Here is a 26,164-nt window from a genome sequence, read left to right as displayed (position 1 = left end):
CATGACCCGCACTCCGCTCACCACCTCCCTCGACGGCTACGAGGTCTGGTTCCTCACCGGCAGCCAGCACCTGTACGGACCAGAGACGCTCGCGCAGGTCGCGACGCAGTCGCAGGAGATCGCGCGACTGCTCGACGAGTCGTCCGAGGTGCCGGTGAAGATCGTCTGGAAGCCGGTGCTGACGGACTCGGCCGCCATCAAGCGCACCGCGCTCGAGGCCAACGCCGACGACCGCGTGATCGGCCTCGTGGCCTGGATGCACACGTTCAGCCCCGCCAAGATGTGGATCGCCGGACTCGACGCGCTGCAGAAGCCGCTCGCGCACCTGCACACGCAGGCCAACGTCGAGCTGCCGTGGGCCGACATCGACTTCGACTTCATGAACCTCAACCAGGCTGCGCACGGCGATCGCGAGTTCGGGTACATCCAGACGCGCCTCGGCGTGCCGCGCAAGACGATCGTCGGCCACGCCTCCGACCCGCGACTTCGCCGCGAGCTCGGCACCTGGCAGCGCGCGGCGGCAGGACTTGCGGCATCCCGCGACCTGAAGCTGGCGCGCTTCGGCGACAACATGCGCTTCGTCGCGGTGACAGAGGGGGACAAGACCGAGGCCGAGCTGCGGTTCGGCGTGCAGGTCAACACGTGGGGCGTGAACGAGCTGGCGGATGCCGTGGCCGCGGCATCCGCTGCCGACATCGATGCGCTCGTCGCCGAATACGAGGAGCTGTACGAGGTCGCGCCGGAGCTGCGCCGCGGCGGCGAGCGGCACGAGTCGCTGCGCGACGGTGCGGCGATCGAGATCGGGCTGCGTTCCTTCCTGGAGGAGGGCGGCTTCGGCGCCTTCACCACCTCGTTCGAGGACCTCGGGGCGCTGAAGCAGCTGCCCGGCCTCGCGGTGCAGCGCCTGATGGCGGAGGGCTACGGCTTCGGCGCCGAGGGCGACTGGAAGACGGCGATCCTGGTGCGCATCGCGAACGTCATGGGCTCGGGGCTGCCAGGCGGTGCGAGCCTCATGGAGGACTACACCTATGACATGACGCCGGGCGACGAGCTGATCCTCGGCGCGCACATGCTCGAGGTGTCGCCGTCGCTCACGACCGCGAAGCCCACGCTCGAGATCCACCCGCTCGGCATCGGCGGCAAGGACGACCCGGTGCGCCTGGTGTTCACGGCCGACCCCGGTCCCGCGATCGTCGTCGCGCTCAGCGACATGCGCGACCGGTTCCGACTGACCGCGAACGTGGTCGAGAACGTGCCGCCTCGGGCCTCGTTGCCGAAGCTGCCGGTCGGCCGCGCGGTCTGGAAGCCGCAGCCCGACTTCACCACGAGTGCCGCCGCCTGGCTCACCGCCGGCGCCGCGCACCACACGGTCATGTCGACCGCGGTCGGCCTCGACGCGTTCCGCGACTTCGCCGACATGGCGGAGGTCGAGCTGCTCGTGATCGATGACAGCACCACGCTGCCGGAGTTCCAGAAGCAGGTCCGCTGGAATCAGGCGTACTACCGTCTGGCGCAGGGCCTGTGATCGCGGTCGCACGCTCCGGCCGCCAGCTGCGCATCGCCGCTGCCGGCTATCGCGCCGAGATCGCGAGCATCGGCGCGACGCTGCGGACCCTCACGATCGACGGCCGCGATCTCGTCGTGCCGTTCGGCGCGGATGCGGTGCGGCCGGGGTATCGCGGCGCGACGCTCGCCCCATGGCCGAACCGTATCGTCGACGGCCGGTACCGCTTCGAGGGCGCGGAGCATCAGCTGCCGCTGACCGAGCCCGAACGCAGCCATGCCCTGCACGGACTGCTCGCCTGGGTCGAGTTCGAAGACCGGCTGGTGCTCGATGACCGGGTCGTGCTGGCCGCCGTGATCCTGCCGCAGACCGGCTATCCGTTCCGCGTCGAGGTCGAGGTCGAGTACCGGCTCGACGCCGATGGCCTGCACCAGACGGTGACCGCGCACAACGTCGGGGCGGATGCCGCGCCCTGGGGCACCGGACCGCATCCGTATCTCGTGGCCGGCCCTCCGGCAGGCTCCGGGACCCAGCGGGTGGACGACTGGACGCTCACCCTCCCGGCATCCGAGGTCCTCACGGTCACCCCGGATCGGCTGAGCCCCGTCGCGGTCGAGCCGGTGACGCAGCACCCGGAGTGGGACTTCCGTACGCCCCGCCCGATCGCCGACGTCTTCATCGACCACGCCTTCACCGAACTCGACCGCACCGACGGTGCTGCGGAGGTGCGCCTGACGGCCGTCGACGGCCATGGCGTCGGCATGGCGTGGGACGAGCGCTGCCCGTGGGTGCAGGTGCATACCGCCGACACCCCGGCGACGCCGGAGACGCATCGCATCGGCCTCGCGGTCGAGCCCATGACCTGCCCGCCGGACGCCTTCAACTCCGGCGTCGACCTCGTGACGCTCGCTCCCGGAGCGACGCACGCGGCATCCTGGCGGATCTTCGGCATCTAGCGGCCACGGCCGCTGTTCCGGTCGCAGTTGCCGCCGCCGTTCGGACGCCGAGGCGGCAGGAACTGCGACCGGAACACGGCGTCGGATGCCGAGGCGGCAGGAACTGCGACCGGAACACGGCGTCGGGCGCGCCGTGCCCGGCTAGACCAACCCGGCGGCCTGGCGCGCAGCGCCGAGCGCGACGTACTCCCCAGCGGCCGGCACCTCGACCGGGATGCCGAGCACCAGCGGCGCGATCTCCCGCACGGCCGCCGACTGCGCGCCGCCGCCGATCAGCAGCGCACGCCGCAGCGGCACCCCAGCCTCGCGCAGGGCATCGAGCCCGGCCCCGAGCCCTGACAGCATGCCCTCGACCGCAGCGCGTGCCAGGTTCTCGCGCGTGGTCGAGGCGAGCGTCATGCCGCTGAGCGTCGCGGTCGCATCCGGAAGGTTCGGGGTGCGCTCTCCCTCGAAGTACGGCACCAGCGTCAGACCGTGCGACCCGGCCGGTGCCGCCAGTGCGAGTCGACCGAGCTCCTCATGATCCACGCCGAGCAGCGTCGCGGTGACGTCGAGCACCCGTGCCGCGTTCAGCGTGCAGACGAGTGGCAGGAAGTGCCCGTCGGCCGACGCGAAGCCGGCGATGATCCCCGAGGCGTCCGCCGAGGGCTCCGCGCTCACCGCGAAGACCGTGCCGCTGGTGCCGATCGAGACCACGACGTCTCCTCGGCCTGCGCCGAGGCCGAGCGCGGCAGCGGCGTTGTCACCGGCGCCGGGAGCGACCAGGCGCCCGGCCGCGTCCTGCACGGACTCGTCGGCGCCGAGCACACGCGGCAGGATGACGTCGTGCCCGAGCGCCGCGATCACGAGCTCGCGGTCGTACTCGCCGGTCGCCGCGCTCCAGTACCCCGTCCCGGACGCATCGGAGCGATCCGTCACGAGCTCCTCGAGCACTGGGCCGAGCGGTGCGGCATCCGCCCCTGCCGGCCCGTACCCGCGCAGTCGCCAGGTGAGCCAGTCATGGGGGAGTGCGACCGCGGCGACCCGCTGCGCGTGCTCCGGCTCGTGGTCGCGCAGCCAGCGCAGCTTCGAGATGGTGAAGGAGGCCACCGGCACCAGGCCGGTGCGATCCGCCAGCTCCTGCGCGCCGAACTGCGTGACCAGGTCGGCCGCGGCATCCGCCGACCTGGTGTCGTTCCAGAGCAGCGCGTCGCGGATGACTGCGCCGGACGCGTCGAGCGCCACCATCCCGTGCTGCTGTCCGCCGATGGCCCAGGCCTCGACGCCGTCGAGCCCGCCGGCACCTGTGCTGAGCCCCGTCGAAGCATCGTCGATCGCTGCGGTCAGCGCGATCCACCACGCGTTCGGATCGACCGAGGTGCCGTCGGGGTGCGCGGCGCGACCGCTGCGCACCACCGCGCCCGTCTCGGCGTCGACCACGACGACCTTGCACGACTGCGTCGAGGAGTCGACGCCGAGGACGAGGGCCATCAGCGGATCACCGGGCGCCGAGCAGGTGCTCGGTCGCGAGCTGCTGCAGACGCACGAAGCCGAAGCCCTTGCCGCCGAGGTACGCGTCGGTGTCGAAGTCCTCGTAGGCCGCGCGGTCGGCGAGCAGGTCGTCGTAGGACTCGCCCTCGTTCAGCGTCGGGGTCGCGAGCTCGGCGACCTTCGCGGCAGCCAGTGCCTCCTGCACCTCGGGGTCGGCGCGGAAGGCCGCGGCGCGCTCCTTCAGCAGCAGGTAGGTGCGCATGTTGGCGGCGGCGGAGTCCCAGACGCCCGTCTCGTCCTCGGTGCGGGAGGGCTTGTAGTCGAAGTGGCGGGGGCCCTCGTAGGCGGGGACGCCGTTCGGGCCGCCGTTCTCGAGCAGGTCGACGAGCGAGAAGGCGTTGTGCAGGTCGCCGTGCCCGAACACGAGGTCCTGGTCGTACTTGATGCCGCGCTGTCCGTTGAGGTCGATGTGGAACAGCTTGCCGTGGAACAGGGCCTGCGCGATACCCGCGGTGAAGTTGAGTCCGGCCATCTGCTCGTGACCCACCTCCGGGTTCACACCCACCAGCTCCGGCCGCTCGAGCGAGTCGATGAACGCGATCGCGTGGCCGAGCGTGGGCAGCAGGATGTCGCCGCGGGGCTCGTTCGGCTTCGGCTCGATCGCGAAGCGGATGTCGTAGCCCTTGTCGGTCACGTAGTCGCCGAGCAGGTTCACGGCCTCACGGTAGCGCTCGAGTGCAGCGCGCACGTCCTTCGCCGAGTCGTACTCGGCGCCCTCGCGGCCGCCCCACATCACGAAGGTCCTGGCGCCGAGCTCAGCGGCGAGGTCGAGGTTGCGCAGCACCTTGCGCAGCGCGAAACGACGAACCTGGCGGTCGTTCGAGGTGAAGCCGCCGTCCTTGAAGACCGGCGCGCTGAAGAGGTTGGTGGTGACCATCGGCACGACGAGACCGGTGTCGGCGAGCGCGCCCTTCAGGCGGTCGATCTGGGTCTGCCGCTCGGCATCCGTCGAGCCGAAGGCGAACAGATCGTCGTCGTGGAAGGTGAGACCGTAGGCGCCGAGCTCGGAGAGCTTCTCGACCGCGTGCACGACATCGAGGGCGGGACGCGTCGGTCCGCCGAAGGGGTCGGTCCCGTTGTAGCCGATCGTCCAGAGTCCGAACGAGAACTTGTCGGCGCGGGTCGGGGTGAGGCTCATGATGCTCCTTCGCATGACGGGCGCGGCGGCGGCGCCTCGTAATTGTTGTGAGCAACAACATATAGGCTGAGGGTCGGGATGTCCAGCCTCCTAGACTGGGACGCCGGACGAGAAGGAGGGCACGTGGCGACGGATGCTTCGACGGAGCTCAGCGGAACCGCTGCCCTGAAGGACGCCGGCGACGGCGTCCGCGCACGCAACCTCGCCCGCCTCCTGCGGCGCGTGCACCTCGAAGGCCCGCAGTCGCGTGCGCAGCTGACCGCGGCGACCGGCTTGAACCGTTCGACGGTTGCCGACCTCGTCGCCGAGCTGGTCGGGGACGGGTGGGTCGTCGAGCGCGACCCCGACCCGGCCGGACGCGTCGGTCGTCCGTCTCCGGTGGTGGAAGCAGCGCCGCGCACGGTCGTGATCGCGGTGAACCCCGAGGTGGATGCCGTCGAGATCGCCGCGATCGACCTCGCCCGCAGGGTCGCTGTGCGCGAGCGGATCGAGGTGGAACTGCCGTCGGCGGACGCGGTGACCGAGCTGGTCGCCGAGGTTCTCTCCCGCTGGACGAACGGTGAGCTGGACGGGTCGCGCGTGGTCGGGATCGGCGTCGCGGTTCCGGGTCTGGTGCGGCAGGCCGACGGTCTCGTCCGCAACGCCCCGCATCTCGGCTGGGTGGATGCTCCGGTTCGGGCCTCGATCGCCAGAGCGACGGGACTCCCGGTCGCCGTGGGCAACGACGCGAGCCTCGGCGCGCTGGCGGAGCATCTGTTCGGCGCCGCGCGAGGAGCCGATGACGTGGTGTACCTCAACGGCGGGCCGTCAGGCATCGGCGGCGGGATCATCGTGCACGGGATCGCAGTCGGCGGGGTCGGCGGCTACGCGGGCGAGTTCGGGCAGAACCGCGTGCGGACCGACGACGCGGCGACGCTCGAGGACGAGGTCAGCAGGGCGCGCCTCCTCCACGCGCTCGGGCTGACCGGCGCGGATGACGCGGCGCTCGCCGACGCCATCGCCGCCTCCGCGGACGAGGCGGTCGGTGCGGAGTGCGGTCGCCAGCGCGGCATCCTCGCGCAGGCCCTCGCCGACGCCGTGAACATCCTCGATCCGGCGGTCGTCGTGCTCGGCGGATTCCTGGCGCTGCTCGTCGAGCTCGATCCCGAGGGATTCGCCGAGCAGGTCGCGACATCCGCGATGGCGGAGAACGCCGAGGACCTGCGCATCCTGCCGGCATCGCTCGCAGCAGACCGGCTGCTGCTCGGCGCGGCCGAGCTGGCCTTCACCGCGGTCGGCGTGATCTGAGCGGAGGGCTCAGCGCGCGAGCCAGGTGCGCAGGGAGCGCGTGACCCAGGGGAGCACCCAGTAGGTCATGATCGGCGTCAGCACGAGGGTCGTCGCCAGCACGCGCAGCCAGATCGGCAGGGAGTCCCACCCGGGGACCGGGCTCATCGCGTACGTGAACGCGAGGTTCACCGGGAAGAAGCCGAGCCAGATCGTGACGGCCTGCTTCCACCGGGGCGGCGCGCTGCCGACCGAGACGGAGTCGGTGCCCTCGCCGGTCGGCACCGTGATCGTGCCGGTGGCCGGATCGTCGAACCATCCCTCGATGCCGCTGCGTCGCCGTGAGCGTTCGCTCAGCACGAGCCCCTGACCCGTCTCCAGCCAGGATGCGCGTTCGGCTGAGTCCTCCCAGGCGACCAGCGTCTCCTCGTCGGCGAAGCGGTACAGCATGTGCCAGACGTGCGAATCGGCACCGGCGCGCACCCATCCGGAGCCGAGGAACCCCGGGTACTGGTTGGCCTTGTTCACGCCGCGCTGCACCCAGGCCGTCGCCTCGTTGATGCGGTCGGGATCGACCTCGCGGCGGATGGAGACAGTGATGGAATCGCTGGACATGGCGGGTCCTCGGGTGACGGGGCGGCCGGATCACGGACACGCCGAAAGGGGCTGCGCCAGGGTCGCGGCGCCACATCGATTCTATTCGGCGTTCGCGAGGAGATCGGGCGGCGAAGGAACCGAGTGGAACGACATGTGCGCGGAAACGGCGTCATGAATCCGCAGCGTCGGGGTCCTGCTCCGGGATGCCTCTTCGTGCATCCCGTGGACCGGGGCTGGCCCACCCATCCCAGCTCGCCCCGGTCCGTCGTCTGGGGAACGGGGAACGGGGAACGAATGGTCGTGCGTGTCGGACTCATCGATGATCATCGAGCGATGCTGGTGGGGGTGACGGCGATCATCCAGAGTCATCCGGGGTTCCAGGTGGTGGCCGTCGGGCGCTCCGTCACCGAACTGGTCGCTGCCAGGGAACGGATGGACGTGATCCTCCTCGACCTGACGCTCTCCGACGGCTCGACACCGGTCGACAACGTCGCGGCGCTCGTCGGCGCCGGTGCGCCGGTGCTCGTGCACGCGTCGCTGGAGCCACTCGCCGTGATCCGAGCGGCAGCCGGAGCGGGCGCGGTCGGCCTGGTCGACAAAGCCGACGAGGCGCCCGGCCTGATGGCCGCACTGCGGGCGGCTGTCCGTGGTGAATTCCCCGGTGGGGACTGGGCCGCATCGATCGCGCGGGTCCCCTCGGCGCCCGCCCGCATCCCCCTGTCGGCGCGCGAGGCGGAGGTGTTCGCCCGATACGCGGTCGGCGCGACGGCCGACAGCGTGGCGCAGTCGCTGTTCATCACGCGTGAGACCGTACTCGATCACGTCCGCCGCATCCGCGGCAAGTATGCCGCCGCCGGTCGACCAGCCGCGACCAAGGTCGACCTGTACCGTCGTGCGGTGGAAGACGGCTACATCCATCCCCATCTGTGACCCGTCCCGCCGGGGCAGGCGCAGAATGGGGGCATGAGCACACGCAGTGAGGCGGTCCTGGTCGATGTCGTCCGCACACCCGTCGGACGCGGCAAGCCGGGAGGAGCGCTGTCGGAGGTGCATCCGGTCGACCTCGCTGCCGGCGCGCTCGCGGCACTGCTCGCACGCACAGGGCTCGAGTCCAGGCAGATCGACGACGTGCTGCTCGGCTGCGTGAGCCAGGTCGGCGAGCAGTCGACGAACATCGCCCGGCAGGCGGTGCTCGCCGCCGGCTTCGACGAGACCGTGCCGGCCGCATCCATCGATCGGCAGTGCGGTTCCAGCCAGCAGGCCGTGCACATCGCGGCCCAGGGGATCATCGCCGGTGCCTACGACGCGGTGATCGCCGGCGGTGTCGAGTCGATGAGCAGGGTGCCGCTCGGGTCGTCCGGCACGGGCGGTTCCCCGATGTCGCCGCGCCTGCGGGCGAGGTACCCAGAGGGACTGGTGAACCAGGGCGTCTCCGCCGAACTCATCGCACAGCGGTGGGGACTGACTCGCGATCAGCTCGACGACTACGCCGCCGAGTCGCACCGTCGCGCGAGCGACGCCTGGGAGTCGGGATTCTTCGACCGAACCGTGATCGCCGTGGACGAGGCGCCGGAGGCCGTCGCCGACGAGACCGTGCGCGCCGGCACGACAGCGGATCGGCTGGCCGGGCTGCCGTCGGCATTCCGCACCGAGGAGCTCGCCGCGCGCTTCCCCGAGCTCGACTGGCGGATCACGGCCGGCAACTCCTCGCCGCTCACCGACGGTGCGTCCGCCGCACTGCTGATGAGCGCGGAGCGCGCCGAGCAGCTCGGCCTGACGCCTCGCGCTCGCTTCCACTCCTTCGCCGTGGTCGGCGACGATCCGCTCATGATGCTGACGGGTCCGATCCCGGCGACGAGGCGGATCCTGGAGCGTGCCGCCCTCTCGATCGATGACCTCGACGCCTACGAGGTGAATGAGGCGTTCGCCTCGGTGCCCCTGGCCTGGGCCGCAGAGCTCGGCGCGGATATCGCGAAGCTCAACCCCCGAGGGGGCGCGATCGCGCTCGGTCACGCGCTCGGCTCGTCAGGCACGCGCCTGCTCGGCACGCTCGTCGACCACCTCGAGGCGACCGGGGGGCGCCTCGGCCTGCAGGTGATGTGCGAGGGCGGCGGCATGGCGAACGCCACGATCATCGAACGGCTCTGAGGTCAGCCGAGCCTCCTGCAGACGGAGAAGACCCCCGCCGACCCGATTCGGCGGGGGTCCTGCGGTGTGGGCACCGCGGCGGGAGCGGGATCCGCTCTCCGCGGCGCGGAAATCTGTGACTACCCGTTCCGGTCTGAGTCTTCCGCGCACCTGCAGTTGTAATCGACGCAGGTGACTGCGCGGTGAACGCCGATGGAACACCGGGACCGCGCCGAACGGATATACATGGATGTCCTAGTAAATCTGCGGATGCCGAAGTAAACTCTCCAATGTGCCAACGACGGCACGGAGGGAAGTCGCAAAATGACTCGCACCATCCCGCACTTCGTGGGCGGAACGCATCGCACTCCTGATGCCGGACGCTTCGCCGACGTGTTCGACCCCAGCTCTGGCGGCGTGCAGGCCCGCGTGCCGCTGGCATCTGCCGACGACGTCCGCGAGGTGATCGCGAACGCGGCGGCCGCGCAGGTGGAGTGGGCGGCCACCAACCCGCAGAAGCGTGCCCGCGTGCTGCTGCGCTTCCTCGATCTCGCCCAGCGCGAGATGCAGTCGCTGGCCGAGCTCCTCGCGAGCGAGCACGGCAAGACCGTCGACGACGCGAAAGGCGACATCCAGCGCGGACTCGAGGTCATCGAGTTCTCCGCCGGCGCCCCGCACCTGCTGAAGGGCGAGTACTCCACCGGAGCCGGAGCGGGCATCGACGTCTACTCGATGCGCCAGCCCCTCGGCGTCGTCGCGGCGATCACCCCGTTCAACTTCCCGGCGATGATCCCGCTGTGGAAGGCAGGGCCGGCGCTCGCCGCGGGTAACGCCGTCGTGCTCAAGCCGAGTGAGCGCGACCCCTCGGTGCCGGTGCGTCTCGCCGAGCTGTTCCTCGAGGCGGGGCTTCCCGCCGGTGTCCTCAATGTCGTCCACGGCGACAAGGAGGCCGTCGACACGCTGCTGACGGATGACCGCATCCGCGCCGTCGGCTTCGTCGGCTCCACGCCCATCGCCGAGTACATCTACGCGACGGCCGCGGCGAACGGCAAGCGCGCGCAGTGCTTCGGCGGCGCCAAGAACCACATGATCGTGATGCCGGATGCCGACCTCGACCAGGCCGTCGACGCGTTGATCGGCGCCGGATACGGTTCGGCCGGCGAGCGCTGCATGGCGATCTCGGTCGCCGTACCCGTCGGACAGGAGACGGCGGATGCGCTCGCGGCGAAGCTCTCGGAGCGCGTCGCCCGACTGCGGATCGGCCCGGCGCTCGCCGCTGACGTCGACTACGGCCCCCTCGTCAGCCGCGCCGCCGTCGAACGCGTCGAGGGCTACATCCAGCAGGGCGTCGACGAGGGCGCGACGCTGCTCGCCGACGGTCGCGGATTCTCGGTCGAAGGGTATGAGGATGGCTTCTACCTCGGGCCGACGCTGTTCGACCACGTCACGACCGAGATGGCGATCTACCGCGAGGAGATCTTCGGGCCGGTGCTCGTGATCGCCCGCGCTGCCGACTACGAGGAGGCGCTGCGGATGGCCTCCGAGCACGAGTACGGCAACGGTGTCGCGATCTTCACGCGAGACGGCGATGCAGCGCGCGACTTCGCCGCCCGCGTCGAGGTCGGCATGGTCGGTGTGAACGTGCCGATCCCCGTCCCGATCGCGTACTACACCTTCGGCGGTTGGAAGAAGAGCGGTTTCGGCGACCTCAACCAGCACGGCGCCGACGCCTTCCGCTTCTACACGAAGACGAAGACCGTGACGAGCCGCTGGCCGTCCGGCATCAAGGATGGCGCCAGTTTCGTCATCCCCACCATGCATTGACCCGTTCGACCTGATCAGGAACCCGACATGACCATGACGACAACCGCCACCACCGCCGAGGAGCGCGAGGCGATCCTCGAAGCCGTTCGCGAATACGCCGAGGCCGAGCTCGCCCCGTTCTCGGCCGAACGCGACGAGCAGCACATCTTCCCCCGAGAGTCGCTCGGGAAGGCCGGCGAACTCGGCCTCGGCGGCATCTACGTGCGGGAGGAGTCCGGTGGTACCGGTCTCGCCCGCGTCGACACCGTCGCGATCTTCGAAGAGCTCGCCAAGGGCGACCCGGCGGTCGCCGCCTACATCTCCATCCACAACATGGTGGTCTGGATGATCGACAGCTACGGCAACGACGAGCAGATCGCCCGCTGGCTGCCCGGCCTCACCGCCATGTCGGAGTTCGGTGGCTACTGCCTCACTGAACCCGGTGTGGGATCGGATGCCGCGAACATCGCGACCAGTGCGGTCCGCGACGGCGACGACTACGTGCTCACCGGCGTCAAGCAGTTCATCTCGGGCGCCGGCGAAGCGGCTGTGTACGTGGTGATGGCGCGGACCGGAGCCCGACAGGCTCAGGGACCCAGACACCAGGAGATCAGCGCGTTCCTCGTCGCCGGCGACGCCGAGGGCCTGAGCTTCGGCGCACTGGAGAAGAAGATGGGCTGGCACGCGCAGCCCACCCGCCAGGTCGTGCTCGACGGGGTGCGGGTTCCGGCATCCGCCATGCTCGGCGAAGAGGGCAAGGGCTTCGCGATCGCGATGTCAGCGCTCAACGGCGGACGCCTCAACATCGCCGCCTGCTCGATCGGCGGCGCGCAGTGGGCGCTCGACCGCGCCGTGCAGTACGTGCATGAGCGGGTGGCCTTCGGAGAGCCGCTCGCCGAGAAGCAGTCGATCATGTTCGCGATCGCCGACATGCGCACCGACCTGCAGGCCGCGCGGCTCATGGTCCGCGACGGCGCGCTGGCGGTCGACGAGCACGCGCCGGACGCGACCATGCGCTGCGCGATGGCCAAGCGCTTCGCGACGGATGCCGGGTTCGACGTCGCCAACCGCGCGCTGCAGCTGCACGGCGGATACGGCTACCTGCAGGACTACGGCATCGAGAAGGTGGTCCGCGATCTGCGGGTGCACCAGATCCTCGAGGGCACGAACGAGATCATGCGGTTGATCGTCGGACGCGAGATGCTGCGGCCGGCTGGCTCTGCGTCGATGCGGAGCAGCTCATGACCGCGACACCTGGAACACCGGTCATCGCGTTCCTCGGCCTCGGGCACATGGGCCTGCCGATGGCGGTCAACCTGGTGCAGGCCGGTCACGAGGTGCGCGGGTTCGATCTCGTGCCGGCGGCGATCCTGGCTGCTGAGGCAGCCGGCATCCCGGTCGCGGCGAGCGGTGCGGATGCCGTCACGGACGCGGATGTCGTGATCACGATGTTCCCTGCGGGCAAGCACGTCATCGAGGCGTATCGCGCCGAGCTGCTCGCGGCGGCGCGTCCGGGCACGCTGTTCATCGAGTCCTCGACGATCGCGGTCGACGAGGCGCGCACGGCGCACGAGCTGGCGATCGCCGCGGGGCATCGCAACATCGATGCTCCGGTGTCCGGCGGCGTCGTCGGGGCCGAGAACGGCACGCTCGCGTTCATGGTCGGCGCATCAGATGAGGACTTCGCCACCGCGCTGCCGCTGCTGAAGGCGATGGGCAAGCGGATCGTGCACTGCGGCGGACCCGGCCTCGGCCAGGCGGCGAAGGTCTGCAACAACATGATCCTCGCGGTCTCGCAGATCGCGGTCGCTGAAGCATTCGTGCTCGGCGAGCGGCTGGGACTGGAGCACCAGGCGCTGTACGACGTGGTCTCGCAGGCATCCGGCCAGTGCTGGTCGATCACGACGAACTGCCCGGTCCCAGGTCCCGTGCCGACCAGCCCGGCGAACCGCGACTACCTGCCAGGCTTCGCCGGCGCCCTGATGGCGAAGGACCTCGGCCTCGCACTGCAGGCCATCGAGCAGACGTCGACGGATGCGCAGATGGGCCGCCTCGCGCAGCGGATCTACGCGGCATTCGCAGCGGGGGAGGGTGCCGGTCGCGACTTCTCCGGCATCATCACCGACATCCGCGACGACCGCGTGTGAGGTCCTCGTCCCGCTTCGCTCGCTCGGGAACCGGAGCGAAGCGACGAGCCGAAGGGCGAGGGCTCGGGGATACTGAAGGCAACGACGACGTGACAGCCGAGGGAGACGCACCATGACCGAATTCGAGACGATCCTCGTCGAGCAGCGTGGACGAGTGGGCTGGATCACCCTGAACCGCCCGCAGGCGCTGAATGCCCTGAACACCAGGGTGGCCGAAGAGGTCACCGCGGCAGCACTCGCCTTCGATGCCGACGACGGCGTCGGGGCGATCGTGGTGACAGGCTCCGAGAAGGCGTTCGCGGCCGGCGCCGACATCAAGGAGATGGAGGGGATGTCGGGCGCCGAGATGATCGCGACCGACCACTTCGGCATCTGGCGGGAGTTCGCCGCCGTGCGCACGCCGGTGATCGCCGCCGTCTCCGGCTTCGCGCTCGGCGGAGGATGCGAGCTCGCCATGATGTGCGACATCATCCTGGCCGCCGACACGGCGAAGTTCGGCCAGCCGGAGATCAACCTCGGGGTGATCCCCGGCATGGGCGGGACGCAGCGTCTGATCCGCGCGGTCGGCTACTACAAGGCAGCCGAGCTCGTGCTCTCCGGGCGCTTCATGGGTGCCGAGGAGGCCGAGCGCTCAGGTCTCGTGTCGCGTGTGGTTCCGGCATCCGATCTGCTGGCCGAGGCGACGACCCTCGCCGAGACGATCGCGGCGCGTTCGCTTCCCTCCGTGTACGCGGCGAAGGCCGCCCTCGACGCGGCGATGGAGACGACGCTGGCCGAGGGGCTCGCCCACGAGAAGCAGGCGTTCGCGGCGCTGTTCGACACTGCGGATCAGAAGGAGGGCATGGCGGCCTTCCGGGAGAAGCGCGCTCCGGACTTCCAGAACCGCTAGTCATGCATCGGGACTCAGCTCTGCAGGGACTCGACGATCTTCGCGATGCGGCGCTCGCGCGTCGCGTCCTGCTTCGCCTCGGCGACCGTGCGGGCGTGCTCCTTGCGGGTCGAGTACGAGAGTGCGTCGAAGGCGGTGCGCAGGGCAGGGTCGGCGTCGAGCGCTGCGGCGAGCTCGGCAGGCACATCGACCGTGCGCTCGGCGGCATCGACGCGGATCACGGCGTCGACCTCCTGGTCGATCTCGACCCCGAGCTCGGCTCGCACTGCCTTGCTGAAGCCGATCATGTTCGCGCCGCCCATGCGGGCGACCCGCAGGCGGGCGGTGCGGCCGCCGATCGTGACCGCGACGGGGAAGGCCTTGCCGCCGCCGAGCTCAGCGACCTGCTCGTCGCTGAGCAGGATCGCCGCAGCGGGGCCGCGGCCGGTGAGGACGGTGTGCAGGCGCAGTTCGCTCATGCCGACAGGGTACGCCCGTCGCCCTCGATCTCGGCGACCAGCGTCGCATTGCGCTGCATGATGAGACGCCGCATGTACTCGCGCATGAATAGCGCGTCGACCGCGCGGCCGATCGGACCGAACGGCGAGCGGAACGTGATCGTGTCGAGCATCAGCGTGCCGACCGGATGCTCCTCGAACACGTGCTCGTGCAGGAATGCGCCGAACGGGCCGGCGAGCTGGCGGTCGCTGAAGGCGCGAGGCGGATCGATGTCGAACACGATCGAACGCAGTCGGAACGGGATGCCGAAGTGGCGCGCCCGCCACGTGACGGTCGAGCCCTCGGCGAACCGGCCGTCGGCCGGCGCCTCGACCATGGTCTCGCCGTGCCGCGCCATCGAGCGCACGTGCAGCGCCGGGTCGAGGGATGCCGCGAACACCGTGGCCGGCGGCGCAGCGATCACGGTCTCGACGACGAAGCGAGCCATGTCAGAGCGGCTCGGGATGGGGCCGCGGATCCGTGAAGTCGCCGGCGTCCCTGCGCAGACGGGCGACGATCGCGACGAGCTCGGCGGCGTCGTCGCGAGCGATACCCGGGTTCGCGAACACGTCGGCGTTCAGCGCCTGGGTCGCGCGCTCGACGAGCTCCCGACCGGCATCCGTGAGGACGAGCATCGAGGCGCGGCCGTCGTGCGGGTGCGGTTCACGGACGATGAGTCCGTCGCGGACGAGCCTGTCGGCGGTGCTGGTGACCGTGGTCGCGTGCACCTGCAGACGGGCGACGGCGCTGGACAGGGGCAGCCGTCCCGCGCGGCTGAATGCGAGGAGCTGCAGCACCTCGTAACGGGCGAAGCTCAGCGAGAACGGCTTGAGCGCAGCATCCACCCTCGCCAGCAGCAGCTGCTGAGCGCGCATCACCGAGGTGACGACGGCCATGCCGTCCGCGGCATCCGTCCAGCCGTGCGCGACCCATTGCCGCTTCGCTTCGGCGAGCGGATCAACGGGGAGCGGGCGGGGTCTGACCACAGGTCTACGGTAGCGGTGGCGGCGGGGCGCACGAGGGTGGCGCGCACGCGGCGGGCGCAGAGGTCGGTGGTTCCCGGTCGCGCGTCAGATGGAACTCAGTACCGCAGGACTAGAATCAAGGCAGTCGTGAGGAGCAATCGATGAAGATCTTCGTCCTGGTCAAAGAGGTGCCGGACACCTACGGTGATCGCACCCTGAATCTCGAGACGGGGCTCGCCGAGCGGGCCGCCGGCGATGTGGTGCTCGACGAGATCACCGAGCGTGCGCTCGAGGTGGCGCTGAGCCACGCCGACAAGAACGAGGGCACCGAGGTCGTGGCCCTCTCGATGGCCCCGGAGACGTCGACAGCGACCGTACGACGCGCGCTCGCGATCGGTGCGGCATCCGCCGTGCACATCGCCGATGAGCAGCTCACCGGCGCCGATCTCGGCCTCACCGCCGAGACGCTCGCCGCAGCCATCCGCCGCGGGGCACCCGACCTCGTGATCACCGGGAACCTGTCGACCGACGGCTCGGGCGGCGTGATCCCGGCGATGCTGGCCGAGCACCTCGGCTTCGCGCAGGCGACCGCGCTGTCGTCGGTCGAGATCACCGCCGATGCCGTCACCGGCACGCGAGCGGCGGATGCCGGATCGCAGACCGTGTCTGCACCGCTGCCGGCCGTGATCTCGATCACGGAAGCGTTGCCGGACGCCCGGTTCCCGAACTTCAAGGGCATCATGGCGGCCAAGAAGAAGCCGCTCGAAGTGCTCTCGCTCGCCGATCTCGACGTCTCGGCCGACCCGGGCGTCGCGCCGCGGACGATCATGACCTCGGTGGCCGCGAAGCCCCCGCGCGCGGCGGGCGTGAAGATCACCGACGAGGGCGATGCCGCCGAGCAGCTCGTCGAGTACCTCGTGCAGAACAGGCTGGTGTGACATGGCGAATCCCGAGAACCCGATCCTCGTCCTGGTCGACGTCGACCCGTCGGGGAACGTCGCGAGCAGCACCGCTGCGCTGATCGGTGCGGCCTCCGTAGTGGGTACCCCGGTCGCGCTGATCGTCGGCGGGAGTGCGGATGCCGCAGGCCAGTCGGCCGCGGCCGGAGCATCCGTCGTACTCACTGCTGATTCGGATGCCGCATCGCTCACCGTGCCGATCGTCGATGCGCTGCAGGCCGCGTTCGAGCGAGTGCAGCCCGACGCGGTTCTCATCTCGAATTCGATCGCCGGTCGCGACGCCGCCGGACGCTTCGCCGTGCGACAGAAGCTCGCGCTGTCGGTCGACGCTGTCGGCGTCTCGCGTGACGACGAGGGCATCGTCGCGCACCACTCGGTCTACGGCGGGGCGTACCTCGTCGATTCGGCGCCGACCTTCGGTGCGCCGGTCATCACAGTGCGGCAGGGTGCGGTCGAGGCGCGCGCCGAGGCTGTCGCATCGCCCGAGGTGTCGGCGATCGAGGTCACGTCCTCGGGTGCGGTCGCAGCGACTGCCGGTGCGATCGAGGCGGTCGAGGTCGCTTCGTCCCGCCCGGAGCTGCGCGGCGCGACCCGCGTCGTCTCCGGTGGACGCGGCCTTGCGTCGAAGGAGAAGTTCGTGCTCGTGGAGGAGCTCGCGGATGCCCTCGGCGCTGCCGTCGGCGCCTCTCGCGCCGCAGTCGACGCCGGGTACATCCCACAGTCGCACCAGGTCGGTCAGACCGGTGTCTCGGTGTCGCCGCAGCTGTATGTCGCTCTCGGCATATCCGGGGCGATCCAGCACCGCGCCGGCATGCAGACCTCGAAGACGATCGTCGCGATCAACAAGGACGGTGAGGCGCCGATCTTCGACGTCGCCGACTTCGGCATCGTCGGCGACCTCTTCACGGTCGTGCCGCAGCTCATCGCTGCGCTCGAGGCGCGGAAGAAGTAGCCATGGGTGCCGTTCGACAGGCTCAGGGACCCGGGATGCTGCGGCGCGGCCTGCCGCGCGTGCCGGGCGGCGAGCCCTGGCCGCCGGCGACCGAGGTCGCGGGCCCTTCGACAGGCTCAGGGACCCAGGGCGTGGAGACGGGGGAGGGCCCTTCGACAGGCTCAGGGACCCAGGTTCCTGTCGCTGAGCCGAACCGGGGCGCTGAGCCGAACCGGGGCGCTGAGTCGAACTCGGTCGCTGAGCCGAACTCGGTCGCTGAGCCTGTCGAAGCGTCCCCGACGGCGACCGAACACATCCGGCGCGGACTCCCGCGCGTCCCCGGCGGCGAGCCCTGGCCGCCCGCCGAGGCGACCGCTGCTCCCGCGAGTATCGCTCCGGCCTCGGCTCCGGTCGACCCATCCGTTCGCCCGGAGGCTCCCGCAGCAGCGGTGCCGATCGAAGCGGCGACACCCGTGGCAGCGGCAACCGACGCTGCGCCGACACCCGTGGCAGCGGCAACCGACGCTGCGCCGACACCAGTTGCAGCCGCTGCAGAGACGCTGGTGCGCCGTGGCCTCCCTCGCGTCGCCGGTGGAGAGCCGTGGCCTCCGGCTGACACCGCACTGATGGCGGCTGGCCCTTCGACAGGCTCAGGGACCCAAGGTGTGGACTCGAGGACCGATGGTGCGGACTCGGGGACCCAAGGTGCGGACTCAGGGGCCCAGGACGCTGCGGACTCGGCGACCTGGGGCGCGGACTCGGCGACCCGGGGCGCGGACTCGGGGACCCAGGACGCGCCTGTGCCGACGCCTGCACCGGTCGCGATCCTCACGTCGAGCATCGACACCCCGCTGCCGTGGACGCGCACCGTCTGGGACGGCCGGGCGCCGCGTCACGTCGCCGCGCCGGCGGCATCCGCTCGTCGTCGTCCGACCTGGCCGCAGGCCATCGCCGGTCTGCTGGGTGCGGCCGCCCTCGGCGTGCTCGCGGGCGCGGCCATCGCGCTCGTGCGCACACTGCTGAGCTTCCCGTTCATGCAGGACTTCCTCGCGGCGTTCCCGGGCGAGTACGAGTCGCCGATCGCGGTCGAGCCTGGCTTCGCGCCGTGGATCGGGTGGCAGCACTTCTTCAACGTGTTCCTGATGGTGCTCATCATCCGGTCGGGGCTGAGGGTTCGCACCGAGAAGCGGCCGACCGCGTTCTGGACCCCGCGGAACAACCCGAAGGGCAAGATCAGCCTGACGCTGTGGTTCCACCAGGCACTCGACATCCTGTGGCTCGTGAACGGCGTGATCTTCGTCGTGCTGCTGATCGTGACCGGGCACTGGGTGCGGATCGTGCCGACGAGCTGGGAGGTCTTCCCGAACGCGCTGTCGGCGGCGCTGCAATACGTCTCGTTCGACTGGCCGCACGAGAACGGCTGGAACAACTACAACAGCCTGCAGCAGCTCGCGTACTTCGCGACCGTGTTCATCGCTGCGCCGCTCGCTGCGATCACCGGGTTCCGCATGTCGGGGCTGTGGCCGAAGAAGGCCGAGCGCCTGTCGAAGGCGTACCCGGTCGAGTGGGCCCGTGCGCTGCACTTCCCGATCATGCTGTACTTCGTGGCGTTCATCATCGCGCATGTCGCGCTCGTGATGCTCACCGGATTCCTGCGCAACCTCAACCACATGTACGCCTCGCAGGATGCGGTGACGTGGACAGGCTTCTGGGTGTTCGTGGCATCCCTCGTCGTGATCGCCGCCGGCTGGTTCGCCGCTCGCCCGCTCGTCATCGCTCCGATCGCGAAGGCCTTCGGCAGCGTCTCCAGCCGCTGACCCGCCTCCTCACCCTGCCGAGCGGCCCCTTTGCATGCGAGCGGCCCCGCTGAGTGCATCACTCAAAGGGGCCGCTCGCACAGAAGGGGGTGGTTCGGCAGCGGGGGCCGAGCCGGGAGGATCAGCGCGTGAAGCGGACCTCGGTCAGCGTCTCGCCGAGGAACGGCTCGGTGTGCTGGGCGCCGTCCAGCGTGAAGCCGTTGCGCGTGTAGAAGCGGTGCGCGCGGGGGTTGTCCTCGGCGACCCAGAGGTACAGCGGCTCGTCCTTCTCGACGGCGGCGTCGAACAGCTTCTGGCCGATGCCGGTGGAGTGCCACGCGTCGAGCAGGTAGATGAAGTAGAGCTCGCGGAATGCCGGGGCATCCTTGTCGCGGGCGGGGCCGGAGCCGGCGAAGCCGACGATCTCGCCGTCGACGAGCGCGGCGTTCATCTTGAAGTCCGGACCCTGCGAGGCCCAGTGCGTCCACAGCTCGGCCATGCGGCGAGGGGACACCTTCTCGAGCGCAGCCTTGCTGATCAGGTGGTCGTAGGTCTCGTGCCAGCACTGGGCGTGCACGCGACCGAGGGCCTCCGCATCCACATCACGGACCGGACGGACGATGACTTCGGGCTGGGCTTCGGCGCTCATGCGGCGACTCTACGCGCGGCATCCGCGATCCGGAAATCGAGCGGATGCCGTCCGAGCTCCCCGTTGGACTGATGGAGGATTCGCACAACGGAATTCGCAGTCCATGCACCACTGGCTACGATCGATCCTCGTGAACGTGATCTGGCGCACCCTCCTCGTGATCCTCCGTGCCCGGCGCCGCGTGCGTCGAGGAAAGACGCTCGACGCCTCGTCCGTCAGCAGCATCCGGCTGACCACGCTGCCGACCGACATCGACATCCTGCGCCACATGAACAACGGCCGCTACCTGTCGCTGTTCGACCTCGGCCGATGGGATCTGCTGATCCGCACCGGACTGTTCGACGCCATGAACGAGCGGGGCTGGTACGCGGTCGTGTCGAGCGAGACCGTCACGTTCCGCAAGTCGCTGCAGCTCTGGCAGCGCTTCGACGTGCAGTCGCGCTTCATCGGTCACGACGACAAGGCGGTGTTCCTCGAGCACAGGGCGGTCGTCGATGGAGAGATCTACGCGCGCGTGATCGTGCGATCGCGGATGCTGCGCCGCACCGGCGGCACGGTCAGCAACGAGGAGCTGTTCGCCGCGGTCGGCAAGCCGGAGGGCGTGCCCGAGATCGCCCCCTGGGTGCACGACTGGGCCGCGGCATCCGCCCTGCCTCCCGTGCGGCAGCCGGCGCCGAGCGTCTGGAACTAGCACGTCGACAGCTGACGCGGCCGAACACCCCGTGATCACGGGCGAGGCTCCGAGCAGGAGGGGTGGCGGCGACTTAGGCTGAGGCCATGTCCGAGTCGTCGTCCTTCCCGACGGATGCCGCGGCATCCGCACCCCTGGCCGAACGAGCCGTCGAGCTCGCCCGTCGGTGGGTGACCGAAGCCGCTGCGGTCGAGGTCGACCCGGCGGCGCGACGCCTCGCCGACGTGCTGCAGGACGCGAACGGCCTGCCGTTCACCCTCGGCTTCGTGGACGGCGTGATGCGTCCGGAGAGCCTCGGCGCCGCGGCATCCCAGCTGCACCGGATCGCCCCGATCGTCCCCGATTTCCTGCCCTGGTATCTGCGCGGCGCCGTGAAGCTCGGTGGCGGCATGGCGCCGATGCTGCCCTCACCGGTGGTGCCGATCGCGCGGCGGGTGCTGCGCGACATGGTCGGCCACCTCGTGGTCGACGCGCGTCCAGCGAAGCTCGGTCCGGCGATCACCCGGATCCGCGAGTCCGGGTCGCGTCTGAACCTCAACCTGCTGGGTGAGGCCGTGCTCGGCGAGGCAGAGGCGAAGCGGCGGCTCGACGGCATCCATGAGCTGATCCGTCGCGACGACGTCGACTATGTCTCGGTGAAGGTCTCGGCGATCATCAGCCACATCTCGATGTGGGCGTTCGACGAGGTCGTCGAGCAGGTCGTCGAGCGATTGCTGCCGCTGTACGTGACCGCGGCCAAGACCCGCACGTTCATCAACCTCGACATGGAGGAGTACCGCGATCTCGACCTGACGATCGCGGTGTTCACCCGACTGCTCGAGGACCCGCGGCTGACCGGGCTGACCGCCGGCATCGTGCTGCAGGCGTACCTGCCGGATGCGCTGCCTGCACTGCAGGAGCTCACCGCCTGGGCGCGCGAGCGCGTCGAGTACGGGGGAGCCCCGATCAAGGTGCGTCTCGTGAAGGGCGCGAACCTGGCGATGGAGCATGTCGAGGCGCGCATGCACGGCTGGACGCCCGCGACCTACGACACGAAGCTCGAGACCGATGCGAACTATCTGCGCTGCCTCGACTGGGCGCTGCACCCCGAGCACACGGATGCCGTGCGGATCGGCGTCGCCGGACACAACCTCTTCGGCATCGCCTACGCCTGGCTGCTCGCGGGGGAGCGCGGGGTGCGCGACGCCGTCGAGTTCGAGATGCTGCTCGGCATGGCCCAGGGGCAGGTGCAGGCCGTCGCGCGCGAGGTCGGCCCAGTGCTGCTCTACGTGCCCGTCGTGGCGCCGGCCGAATTCGACGTCGCGATCAGCTACCTGGTTCGCCGGCTGGAGGAGAACGCCTCGTCGGAGAACTTCCTCTCCGCGGCCTTCCATCTCGACAGCGACGAGTCGCTCTTCGTGCGGGAGCAGGATCGCTTCCTCGACGCCCTCGACCTGTCGAGCGATCCGACGTTCTGGCGCGGACCGCGCCGCACGCAGGACCGTCTCGCGCCCATGCACGAGTCCGTTCGTCCGGCGCTCGCGGTGCCGGAGCCCGAGATCGACCTGACGAGGGCCGTGCTCGGCATCTCGCGTGGATCAGACGGTTCGGACGTGTTCGACGACTCCGCCGGCGAGGGGTTCCTCGAGACGGCCATCTACTCCGCGCGCGAGGTGGACACCGGCACGGGTGGCGCCCCCGGCTTCGAGAACGCGGTCGACAGCGACCCCGCACTGCCGGCGAACCGCGAGTGGGCGGCCGACATCCGCGCCCGCGTCGCCGGGTCGACGGCCGGTGACGAGACACTGGCGAGTGCCGGCATCGCGGATGCTGCTGCGCTCGAGCGCACGGTGCGACAGGTGGAGGCGGCTGCTGCCACCTGGGGTTCGCGTCCTGCGGCCGACAGAGCCGAGGTGCTGCTGCGCGCCGCCGCCGCACTGGAGTCCCGCCGCGGGGAGCTGATCGAGGTCGCGGCATCGGAGACCGGGAAGGTCTTCGCCGAAGCCGATGTCGAGGTCAGCGAGGCGGTCGACTTCGCCGGCTACTACGCCTCGAAGGCACGCGAGCTCGACGCGATCTCGGGAGCCGCATTCGTGCCCGCACGCGTGACGGTCGTCACACCGCCCTGGAACTTCCCCCTCGCGATCCCGGCCGGTGGTGTGCTGGCGGCGCTCGCCGCAGGATCAGGCGTCGTGTTCAAGCCGGCGCCGCAGGCCCGCCGCTGCGCTGCCGTGATCGCCGAGGCGCTGTGGCAGGCCGGCGTCCCGCGCGATGTGCTCGCGCTCGTCGACATCGAGGAGGGCGAGCTCGGTCAGGCGCTCATCGCGCACGAGGCGGTGGATCGCGTCATCCTCACCGGTTCCTGGGACACCGCGGCACTGTTCCGTTCCTGGCGCCCCGAGCTGCCGCTGCTCGCCGAGACCAGCGGGAAGAACGCGATCGTGATCACCCCGTCCGCCGATCTCGACCTCGCGGTCGCCGACCTCGTGAAGAGCGCTTTCGGGCATGCAGGGCAGAAGTGCTCGGCGGCATCGCTCGCGATCCTGGTGGGTCCGGTCGGACGCTCGCAGCGATTCGCTCGGCAGCTGGCGGATGCCGTCAGGTCGCTGCACGTCGGCTGGCCCACGGACCCGCTCGCCGAGGTCGGGCCGGTGATCGAGAAGCCGCAGGGCAAGCTCGCCTGGGCGCTCACCGAGCTCGAGGGCGACGAGCAGTGGCTCATCGAGCCGGCGGTGTCGACCGACGACCCGAGCGGGCGACTGTGGCGGCCCGGCGTGCGCGTCGGCGTGCAGCCCGGCTCGCGGTTCCATCTCGAGGAGTTCTTCGGCCCGGTGCTCGGGATCATGCACGCGCCGACCCTGGCCAGAGCCGTCGAGATGCAGAACGCGGTCGCGTACGGGCTGACCGCCGGCATCCACACCCAGAACCCGGAAGAGCTGGCGTTCTGGCTCGACCGCGTGCAGGCCGGCAACCTCTACGTCAACCGCGGGATCACCGGTGCGATCGTGCAGCGTCAGCCCTTCGGCGGCTGGAAGCGCTCCTCCGTCGGGCCGGGCGCGAAGGCCGGCGGCCCGAACTATCTGATCGGCCTGGGCTCGTGGCGTTCGCAGCCGAGCGCGATGCCGTCGAGCACGCTGCATCTGCGCGGCCTCGATTCGCGGATCACCGGCCTGATCGAGTCGGCGCAGCCCTCGCTCGACTTCGAATCGTTCGAGTGGTTGCGGCGCTCTGCGCTGTCGGATGCGCTCGCCTGGGATCGTGAGTTCGGGCAGGTGCGCGACGTCTCGCACCTCGAGGTCGAGCGCAACCTGTTCCGGTACCGCCCGGTGCCGGTCGAGATCAGGGCGACGGCGGATGCTGCGCTGCAGGACCTGCTGCGGATCGTCATCGCGGCGGTGCGCGCCGGTGCCGGCTTCACGCTGTCGTCGCCGGTCGGTCTGCCGTCGGCGGTGCGCCACGCGCTCGGCGATCTGGACGCCGCGGTGTTCCTGGAGAGCGACGAGGAGTGGATCGAGCGGATGCAGCCGCGCCCCGCTGCCGCGCCAGGCGAGGCTCCGGTCGCGCCACGTGCCGGCCGGGTGCGCCTGGTCGGACCGCGTGCATCCGTCGACGCGCTGTCCTCGGCGCTGGCTCGTGCGGTCGACGGCGACCCGGACCTCGCGGTGTACGGCGGTGACGTGACCTCGGCAGGGCGCATCGAGCTGCTCCCGTTCGTGCACGAGCAGGCGATCGCGATCACCGCGCACCGCTTCGGCAACCCCGACTCGACCTTCGCCGACGTGATCTGACATCCCGGGCCCTTCGACAGGCTCAGGGACCCAGGGGTGGCTCAGGGACCCAGGGGTGGCTCGGGACCCAGGGGTGGCTCGGGACCCAGGGGGTGGCTCAGGGACCCGCGGGTGACCCAGTGGGTCGCTGAGCCTGTCGAAGCGTCCCGAACGTCGTGTCAAGAATTCTTGACACGGAGGAATGTCGAGCGTACGCTCAGCGTGTCAAGAATTCTTTACACGGGAGGCAGTCATGGTCTACGAGGAGCGCAACGCCTGGACGGGGCTCATCGTCGGGATCATCGGGCTCCCGATCTACATCATGGTGGTGCTGCAGCGGGCAGGGGGAGGTCCGCTGACCGCTGTCGACTGGTTCCCGCTCATGCTCTGGATGATCGGCCTGAGCATCGTCGCCACGATCGTCCTCAGCATCCTCTGGGGACTGATCGCCCACGCCAGAGACCCTGAGGGCACCGGGCGCTCCGACATCCGCGACCGCGACATCAGCCGCATGGGCGGACGAGTCGAGCAGGCCTTCGTCGTGATCGCCGGACTCGGGGTGATCGTGCTGTGCGCGATCGGCGCCGACGTCTTCTGGATCGCGCACACGATGTTCCTGGGGTTCGCGGTGTCGGCGATCATCGGCGGCATCGCGCGGGTCATCGCCTACCGGCGGGGGCTCGTCTGATGGTGAAGCCGACTCTCGTCTCGAACAGTATCCGCGCTCATCGTGAAGCCGCAGGCCTCACGCAGGCCGAACTCGCCCGCACGATCGGCGTGACCCGGCAGACCCTCATCGCGATCGAGCAGGAGAAGTACTCTCCGACGCTCGAGCTCGCCTTCCAGATCGCCCGCGCGTTCGGGGTCGGCCTCGACGACCTCTTCGCCTACCCGGAGCAGTGACATGACCCAGACGATGAATGCCTGGCGGCGCGAGGCCTATGGCCCGGCCGCCGGAACGACGCTCGAAGAGGTGCCGATCCCCGTTCCCCGACGCGGCGAGGTGCTGCTGCGCATCAGGGCCACCGCGCTGAACGCCGGCGATGTGCGCCTGATGCTCGGCGATCCGCTGCTCGTGCGACCGATCTTCGGACTCACGCGTCCGAAGCAGCCGGTGCGGGGGATGGACGTCGCCGGCACCGTGGTCGCGGTCGGTCCCGATGTGGTCGGCGCCGACGTCGGGGAAGAGGTCATCGGGGAGCTCGCCGGCGGCGGTGGACTGGCCGGCTACGCGACGGTCGCCGCGTCCCGACTGGTGCCGCGTCCAGCCGACATCGCGCCGCAGCGCGCCGCGTGCCTGCCGATCGCCGGCGGCACCGCGTGGCAGGCGCTCGACCTGGCCGGCGTCGGGCTGACGGGTGCGACCGCGCCGCGTGTGCTCATCATCGGAGCCTCCGGCGGCGTCGGCACCTTCGCCGTCCAGCTCGCGGCGATCCGCGGTGCGGAGGTGTGGGCCACCTGCGGTGCGCGCAACGCTCCGCTCGTGGAGCAGCTCGGCGCCGTGCGCACGCTCGACCACCGCACGCAGCCGCTGGCCGGCCTGCCAGCGGCGCACTTCGACGCCGTGATCGACATCGCGGGCGGGATGCCGTTGCGCGAGCTCCAGCGCCTGGTCGCACCGGGCGGCACGGTCGTGCTCGCGGCGGGCGACGGCGGCCACGTGCTCGGTCCGGTCCCACGGATGCTGAAGGCTGCGTTCCTGTCGATCGGCTCGCGCCCCGGCATCCGTCCGCTCGCCGCCTCGACCAGGCCCGAGGTGCTGCGCGAGCTCCTGGAGCTGACCGCCGAGGGTCGCATCGTGCCGGTGATCGAGCGCGCCTACCCCTTCGCTGAGGCATCCGCTGCTTTGGCGCATGTCGAGGGCGGCCACACCGTCGGCAAGATCGTGGTCGCCGCCGCACCCTGACGGGGATGCCGGACGACGACGGCGGCGACCGGAGCATTCGGATGCTGCGCTCTGGCGGCGCACAGCGGGCGGGTGACACAATGGGAG

At 70.4% G+C, this 26,164-nt stretch carries 24 protein-coding genes; 17 read left to right on the top strand and 7 right to left on the bottom strand.

The window, feature by feature from the left end; all coding sequences use genetic code 11:
* Window position 1 precedes the first annotated feature (1 nt).
* Together araA and V7Z82_RS14650 are read left to right on the top strand one after the other, a co-directional pair.
* Entirely contained in the window at window positions 2-1,525 is a 1,524-nt protein-coding gene (araA, locus tag V7Z82_RS14655) for an L-arabinose isomerase (protein WP_334152289.1), read from the top strand.
* Window positions 1,525-2,460 carry an aldose 1-epimerase family protein gene (locus V7Z82_RS14650; RefSeq protein ID WP_442927645.1) on the top strand — a complete coding sequence of 312 codons (936 nt, stop codon included), beginning with the start codon at window positions 1,525-1,527 and terminating at the stop codon, window positions 2,458-2,460. Before araA ends, V7Z82_RS14650 begins: the two co-directional genes overlap by 1 nt.
* 141 nt (window positions 2,461-2,601) lie before the next feature.
* Here the strand turns inward: V7Z82_RS14650 and xylB are convergent, their stop codons facing one another.
* Window positions 2,602-3,930: a xylulokinase gene (xylB, locus tag V7Z82_RS14645; protein ID WP_334152286.1), complete on the bottom strand. Its 1,329-nt coding sequence runs from the start codon at window positions 3,928-3,930 to the stop codon at window positions 2,602-2,604.
* A 7-nt stretch (window positions 3,931-3,937) separates the two neighbouring features.
* Window positions 3,938-5,128 carry a xylose isomerase gene (xylA, locus tag V7Z82_RS14640; RefSeq protein ID WP_334152284.1) on the bottom strand — a complete coding sequence of 397 codons (1,191 nt, stop codon included), beginning with the start codon at window positions 5,126-5,128 and terminating at the stop codon, window positions 3,938-3,940.
* A gap of 123 nt (window positions 5,129-5,251) precedes the next feature.
* On the opposite strand from xylA, the gene V7Z82_RS14635 reads away from it, so the two are divergent.
* Window positions 5,252-6,415, top strand: a complete 1,164-nt coding sequence (locus V7Z82_RS14635) for an ROK family transcriptional regulator (protein ID WP_334152283.1) — start codon at window positions 5,252-5,254, stop codon at window positions 6,413-6,415.
* A gap of 9 nt (window positions 6,416-6,424) precedes the next feature.
* Here the strand turns inward: V7Z82_RS14635 and V7Z82_RS14630 are convergent, their stop codons facing one another.
* Window positions 6,425-7,009, bottom strand: coding sequence for an antibiotic biosynthesis monooxygenase (locus V7Z82_RS14630; RefSeq protein ID WP_334152282.1), 585 nt, complete (start codon window positions 7,007-7,009; stop codon window positions 6,425-6,427).
* 276 nt (window positions 7,010-7,285) lie between these two features.
* On the opposite strand from V7Z82_RS14630, the gene V7Z82_RS14625 reads away from it, so the two are divergent.
* The 6 genes from V7Z82_RS14625 to V7Z82_RS14600 all read left to right on the top strand — a co-directional run bounded on the left by V7Z82_RS14625 (window position 7,286) and on the right by V7Z82_RS14600 (window position 13,957).
* Window positions 7,286-7,921 carry a response regulator transcription factor gene (locus V7Z82_RS14625; protein WP_334152281.1) on the top strand — a complete coding sequence of 212 codons (636 nt, stop codon included), beginning with the start codon at window positions 7,286-7,288 and terminating at the stop codon, window positions 7,919-7,921.
* A gap of 33 nt (window positions 7,922-7,954) precedes the next feature.
* On the top strand, window positions 7,955-9,139 hold the full coding sequence (locus tag V7Z82_RS14620) for a thiolase family protein (protein WP_334152280.1): 1,185 nt from the start codon (window positions 7,955-7,957) through the stop codon (window positions 9,137-9,139).
* 303 nt (window positions 9,140-9,442) lie between these two features.
* Window positions 9,443-10,942 carry a CoA-acylating methylmalonate-semialdehyde dehydrogenase gene (locus tag V7Z82_RS14615; RefSeq protein ID WP_334152279.1) on the top strand — a complete coding sequence of 500 codons (1,500 nt, stop codon included), beginning with the start codon at window positions 9,443-9,445 and terminating at the stop codon, window positions 10,940-10,942.
* Window positions 10,943-10,969: 27 nt separating this feature from the next.
* The gene (locus V7Z82_RS14610; protein ID WP_334152277.1) at window positions 10,970-12,166 is read left to right on the top strand and encodes an acyl-CoA dehydrogenase family protein; all 1,197 of its coding nucleotides are present in this window, start codon (window positions 10,970-10,972) and stop codon (window positions 12,164-12,166) included.
* Complete coding sequence (gene mmsB, locus V7Z82_RS14605) at window positions 12,163-13,068, top strand: 3-hydroxyisobutyrate dehydrogenase (protein WP_334152276.1); 906 nt, start codon at window positions 12,163-12,165, stop codon at window positions 13,066-13,068. The genes V7Z82_RS14610 and mmsB overlap by 4 nt, the downstream gene beginning before the upstream one ends.
* Before the next feature lie 112 nt (window positions 13,069-13,180).
* A complete protein-coding gene (locus V7Z82_RS14600; RefSeq protein ID WP_334152275.1) occupies window positions 13,181-13,957 on the top strand; it encodes an enoyl-CoA hydratase-related protein in 777 nt (258 codons plus the stop codon).
* A 14-nt stretch (window positions 13,958-13,971) separates the two neighbouring features.
* Here V7Z82_RS14600 and V7Z82_RS14595 read toward each other — a convergent pair whose 3' ends face one another.
* From V7Z82_RS14595 to V7Z82_RS14585, 3 genes are read right to left on the bottom strand one after another with little or no spacing between them, the layout of a single operon-like run.
* Window positions 13,972-14,415, bottom strand: a complete 444-nt coding sequence (locus V7Z82_RS14595; RefSeq protein WP_334152274.1) for a YdeI/OmpD-associated family protein — start codon at window positions 14,413-14,415, stop codon at window positions 13,972-13,974.
* Entirely contained in the window at window positions 14,412-14,882 is a 471-nt protein-coding gene (locus V7Z82_RS14590; protein ID WP_334152273.1) for an SRPBCC family protein, read from the bottom strand. Before V7Z82_RS14590 ends, V7Z82_RS14595 begins: the two co-directional genes overlap by 4 nt.
* A gap of 1 nt (window position 14,883) precedes the next feature.
* Window positions 14,884-15,420 (bottom strand): MarR family winged helix-turn-helix transcriptional regulator, encoded by a 537-nt coding sequence (locus V7Z82_RS14585; protein ID WP_334152272.1) that lies wholly within the window; start codon window positions 15,418-15,420, stop codon window positions 14,884-14,886.
* A 140-nt stretch (window positions 15,421-15,560) separates the two neighbouring features.
* Here V7Z82_RS14585 and V7Z82_RS14580 point away from each other — a divergent pair, with 140 nt between their 5' ends.
* The 3 genes from V7Z82_RS14580 (at window position 15,561) to V7Z82_RS14570 (ending at window position 19,106) form a co-directional block, all read left to right on the top strand.
* Window positions 15,561-16,337, top strand: a complete 777-nt coding sequence (locus V7Z82_RS14580) for an electron transfer flavoprotein subunit beta/FixA family protein (RefSeq protein WP_334152271.1) — start codon at window positions 15,561-15,563, stop codon at window positions 16,335-16,337.
* 1 nt (window position 16,338) lies between these two features.
* The gene (locus V7Z82_RS14575; protein ID WP_334152270.1) at window positions 16,339-17,310 is read left to right on the top strand and encodes an electron transfer flavoprotein subunit alpha/FixB family protein; all 972 of its coding nucleotides are present in this window, start codon (window positions 16,339-16,341) and stop codon (window positions 17,308-17,310) included.
* A 779-nt stretch (window positions 17,311-18,089) separates the two neighbouring features.
* Window positions 18,090-19,106, top strand: a complete 1,017-nt coding sequence (locus V7Z82_RS14570) for a cytochrome b/b6 domain-containing protein (RefSeq protein ID WP_334152268.1) — start codon at window positions 18,090-18,092, stop codon at window positions 19,104-19,106.
* 121 nt (window positions 19,107-19,227) lie between these two features.
* Here the strand turns inward: V7Z82_RS14570 and V7Z82_RS14565 are convergent, their stop codons facing one another.
* Complete coding sequence (locus tag V7Z82_RS14565; protein ID WP_045277873.1) at window positions 19,228-19,734, bottom strand: GNAT family N-acetyltransferase; 507 nt, start codon at window positions 19,732-19,734, stop codon at window positions 19,228-19,230.
* 130 nt (window positions 19,735-19,864) lie between these two features.
* Between V7Z82_RS14565 and V7Z82_RS14560 the strand changes: the two genes are divergently transcribed.
* The 5 genes from V7Z82_RS14560 to V7Z82_RS14540 all read left to right on the top strand — a co-directional run bounded on the left by V7Z82_RS14560 (window position 19,865) and on the right by V7Z82_RS14540 (window position 26,077).
* Complete coding sequence (locus V7Z82_RS14560) at window positions 19,865-20,425, top strand: acyl-CoA thioesterase (RefSeq protein ID WP_334152266.1); 561 nt, start codon at window positions 19,865-19,867, stop codon at window positions 20,423-20,425.
* Between the two features lie 86 nt (window positions 20,426-20,511).
* The gene (locus V7Z82_RS14555) at window positions 20,512-24,192 is read left to right on the top strand and encodes a proline dehydrogenase family protein (protein ID WP_334152265.1); all 3,681 of its coding nucleotides are present in this window, start codon (window positions 20,512-20,514) and stop codon (window positions 24,190-24,192) included.
* A 232-nt stretch (window positions 24,193-24,424) separates the two neighbouring features.
* Window positions 24,425-24,859, top strand: a complete 435-nt coding sequence (locus tag V7Z82_RS14550) for a hypothetical protein (protein WP_334152264.1) — start codon at window positions 24,425-24,427, stop codon at window positions 24,857-24,859.
* Window positions 24,859-25,074 carry a helix-turn-helix transcriptional regulator gene (locus V7Z82_RS14545; RefSeq protein ID WP_045277879.1) on the top strand — a complete coding sequence of 72 codons (216 nt, stop codon included), beginning with the start codon at window positions 24,859-24,861 and terminating at the stop codon, window positions 25,072-25,074. Before V7Z82_RS14550 ends, V7Z82_RS14545 begins: the two co-directional genes overlap by 1 nt.
* 1 nt (window position 25,075) lies before the next feature.
* Entirely contained in the window at window positions 25,076-26,077 is a 1,002-nt protein-coding gene (locus V7Z82_RS14540; RefSeq protein ID WP_334152261.1) for an NAD(P)-dependent alcohol dehydrogenase, read from the top strand.
* The last annotated feature ends 87 nt before the right edge of the window (window positions 26,078-26,164 follow it).

This window comes from Microbacterium sp., from assembly GCF_036823965.1.
Lineage (GTDB): Bacteria > Actinomycetota > Actinomycetes > Actinomycetales > Microbacteriaceae > Microbacterium.
This window is presented reverse-complemented; position numbering and strand designations above follow the sequence as displayed.

Coding starts and splice junctions, on each gene's coding strand:
- V7Z82_RS14610 (WP_334152277.1), top strand. CDS start 10,970: ATGACCATGACGACAACCGCCACCACCGCCGAGGAGCGCGAGGCGATC.
- V7Z82_RS14545 (WP_045277879.1), top strand. CDS start 24,859: ATGGTGAAGCCGACTCTCGTCTCGAACAGTATCCGCGCTCATCGTGAA.
- araA (WP_334152289.1), top strand. CDS start 2: ATGACCCGCACTCCGCTCACCACCTCCCTCGACGGCTACGAGGTCTGG.
- V7Z82_RS14615 (WP_334152279.1), top strand. CDS start 9,443: ATGACTCGCACCATCCCGCACTTCGTGGGCGGAACGCATCGCACTCCT.
- V7Z82_RS14565 (WP_045277873.1), bottom strand. CDS start 19,734: ATGAGCGCCGAAGCCCAGCCCGAAGTCATCGTCCGTCCGGTCCGTGAT.
- V7Z82_RS14600 (WP_334152275.1), top strand. CDS start 13,181: ATGACCGAATTCGAGACGATCCTCGTCGAGCAGCGTGGACGAGTGGGC.
- V7Z82_RS14575 (WP_334152270.1), top strand. CDS start 16,339: ATGGCGAATCCCGAGAACCCGATCCTCGTCCTGGTCGACGTCGACCCG.
- V7Z82_RS14555 (WP_334152265.1), top strand. CDS start 20,512: ATGTCCGAGTCGTCGTCCTTCCCGACGGATGCCGCGGCATCCGCACCC.
- V7Z82_RS14550 (WP_334152264.1), top strand. CDS start 24,425: ATGGTCTACGAGGAGCGCAACGCCTGGACGGGGCTCATCGTCGGGATC.
- V7Z82_RS14540 (WP_334152261.1), top strand. CDS start 25,076: ATGACCCAGACGATGAATGCCTGGCGGCGCGAGGCCTATGGCCCGGCC.
- xylA (WP_334152284.1), bottom strand. CDS start 5,128: ATGAGCCTCACCCCGACCCGCGCCGACAAGTTCTCGTTCGGACTCTGG.
- V7Z82_RS14625 (WP_334152281.1), top strand. CDS start 7,286: ATGGTCGTGCGTGTCGGACTCATCGATGATCATCGAGCGATGCTGGTG.
- mmsB (WP_334152276.1), top strand. CDS start 12,163: ATGACCGCGACACCTGGAACACCGGTCATCGCGTTCCTCGGCCTCGGG.
- V7Z82_RS14580 (WP_334152271.1), top strand. CDS start 15,561: ATGAAGATCTTCGTCCTGGTCAAAGAGGTGCCGGACACCTACGGTGAT.
- xylB (WP_334152286.1), bottom strand. CDS start 3,930: ATGGCCCTCGTCCTCGGCGTCGACTCCTCGACGCAGTCGTGCAAGGTC.
- V7Z82_RS14630 (WP_334152282.1), bottom strand. CDS start 7,009: ATGTCCAGCGATTCCATCACTGTCTCCATCCGCCGCGAGGTCGATCCC.
- V7Z82_RS14595 (WP_334152274.1), bottom strand. CDS start 14,415: ATGAGCGAACTGCGCCTGCACACCGTCCTCACCGGCCGCGGCCCCGCT.
- V7Z82_RS14620 (WP_334152280.1), top strand. CDS start 7,955: ATGAGCACACGCAGTGAGGCGGTCCTGGTCGATGTCGTCCGCACACCC.
- V7Z82_RS14590 (WP_334152273.1), bottom strand. CDS start 14,882: ATGGCTCGCTTCGTCGTCGAGACCGTGATCGCTGCGCCGCCGGCCACG.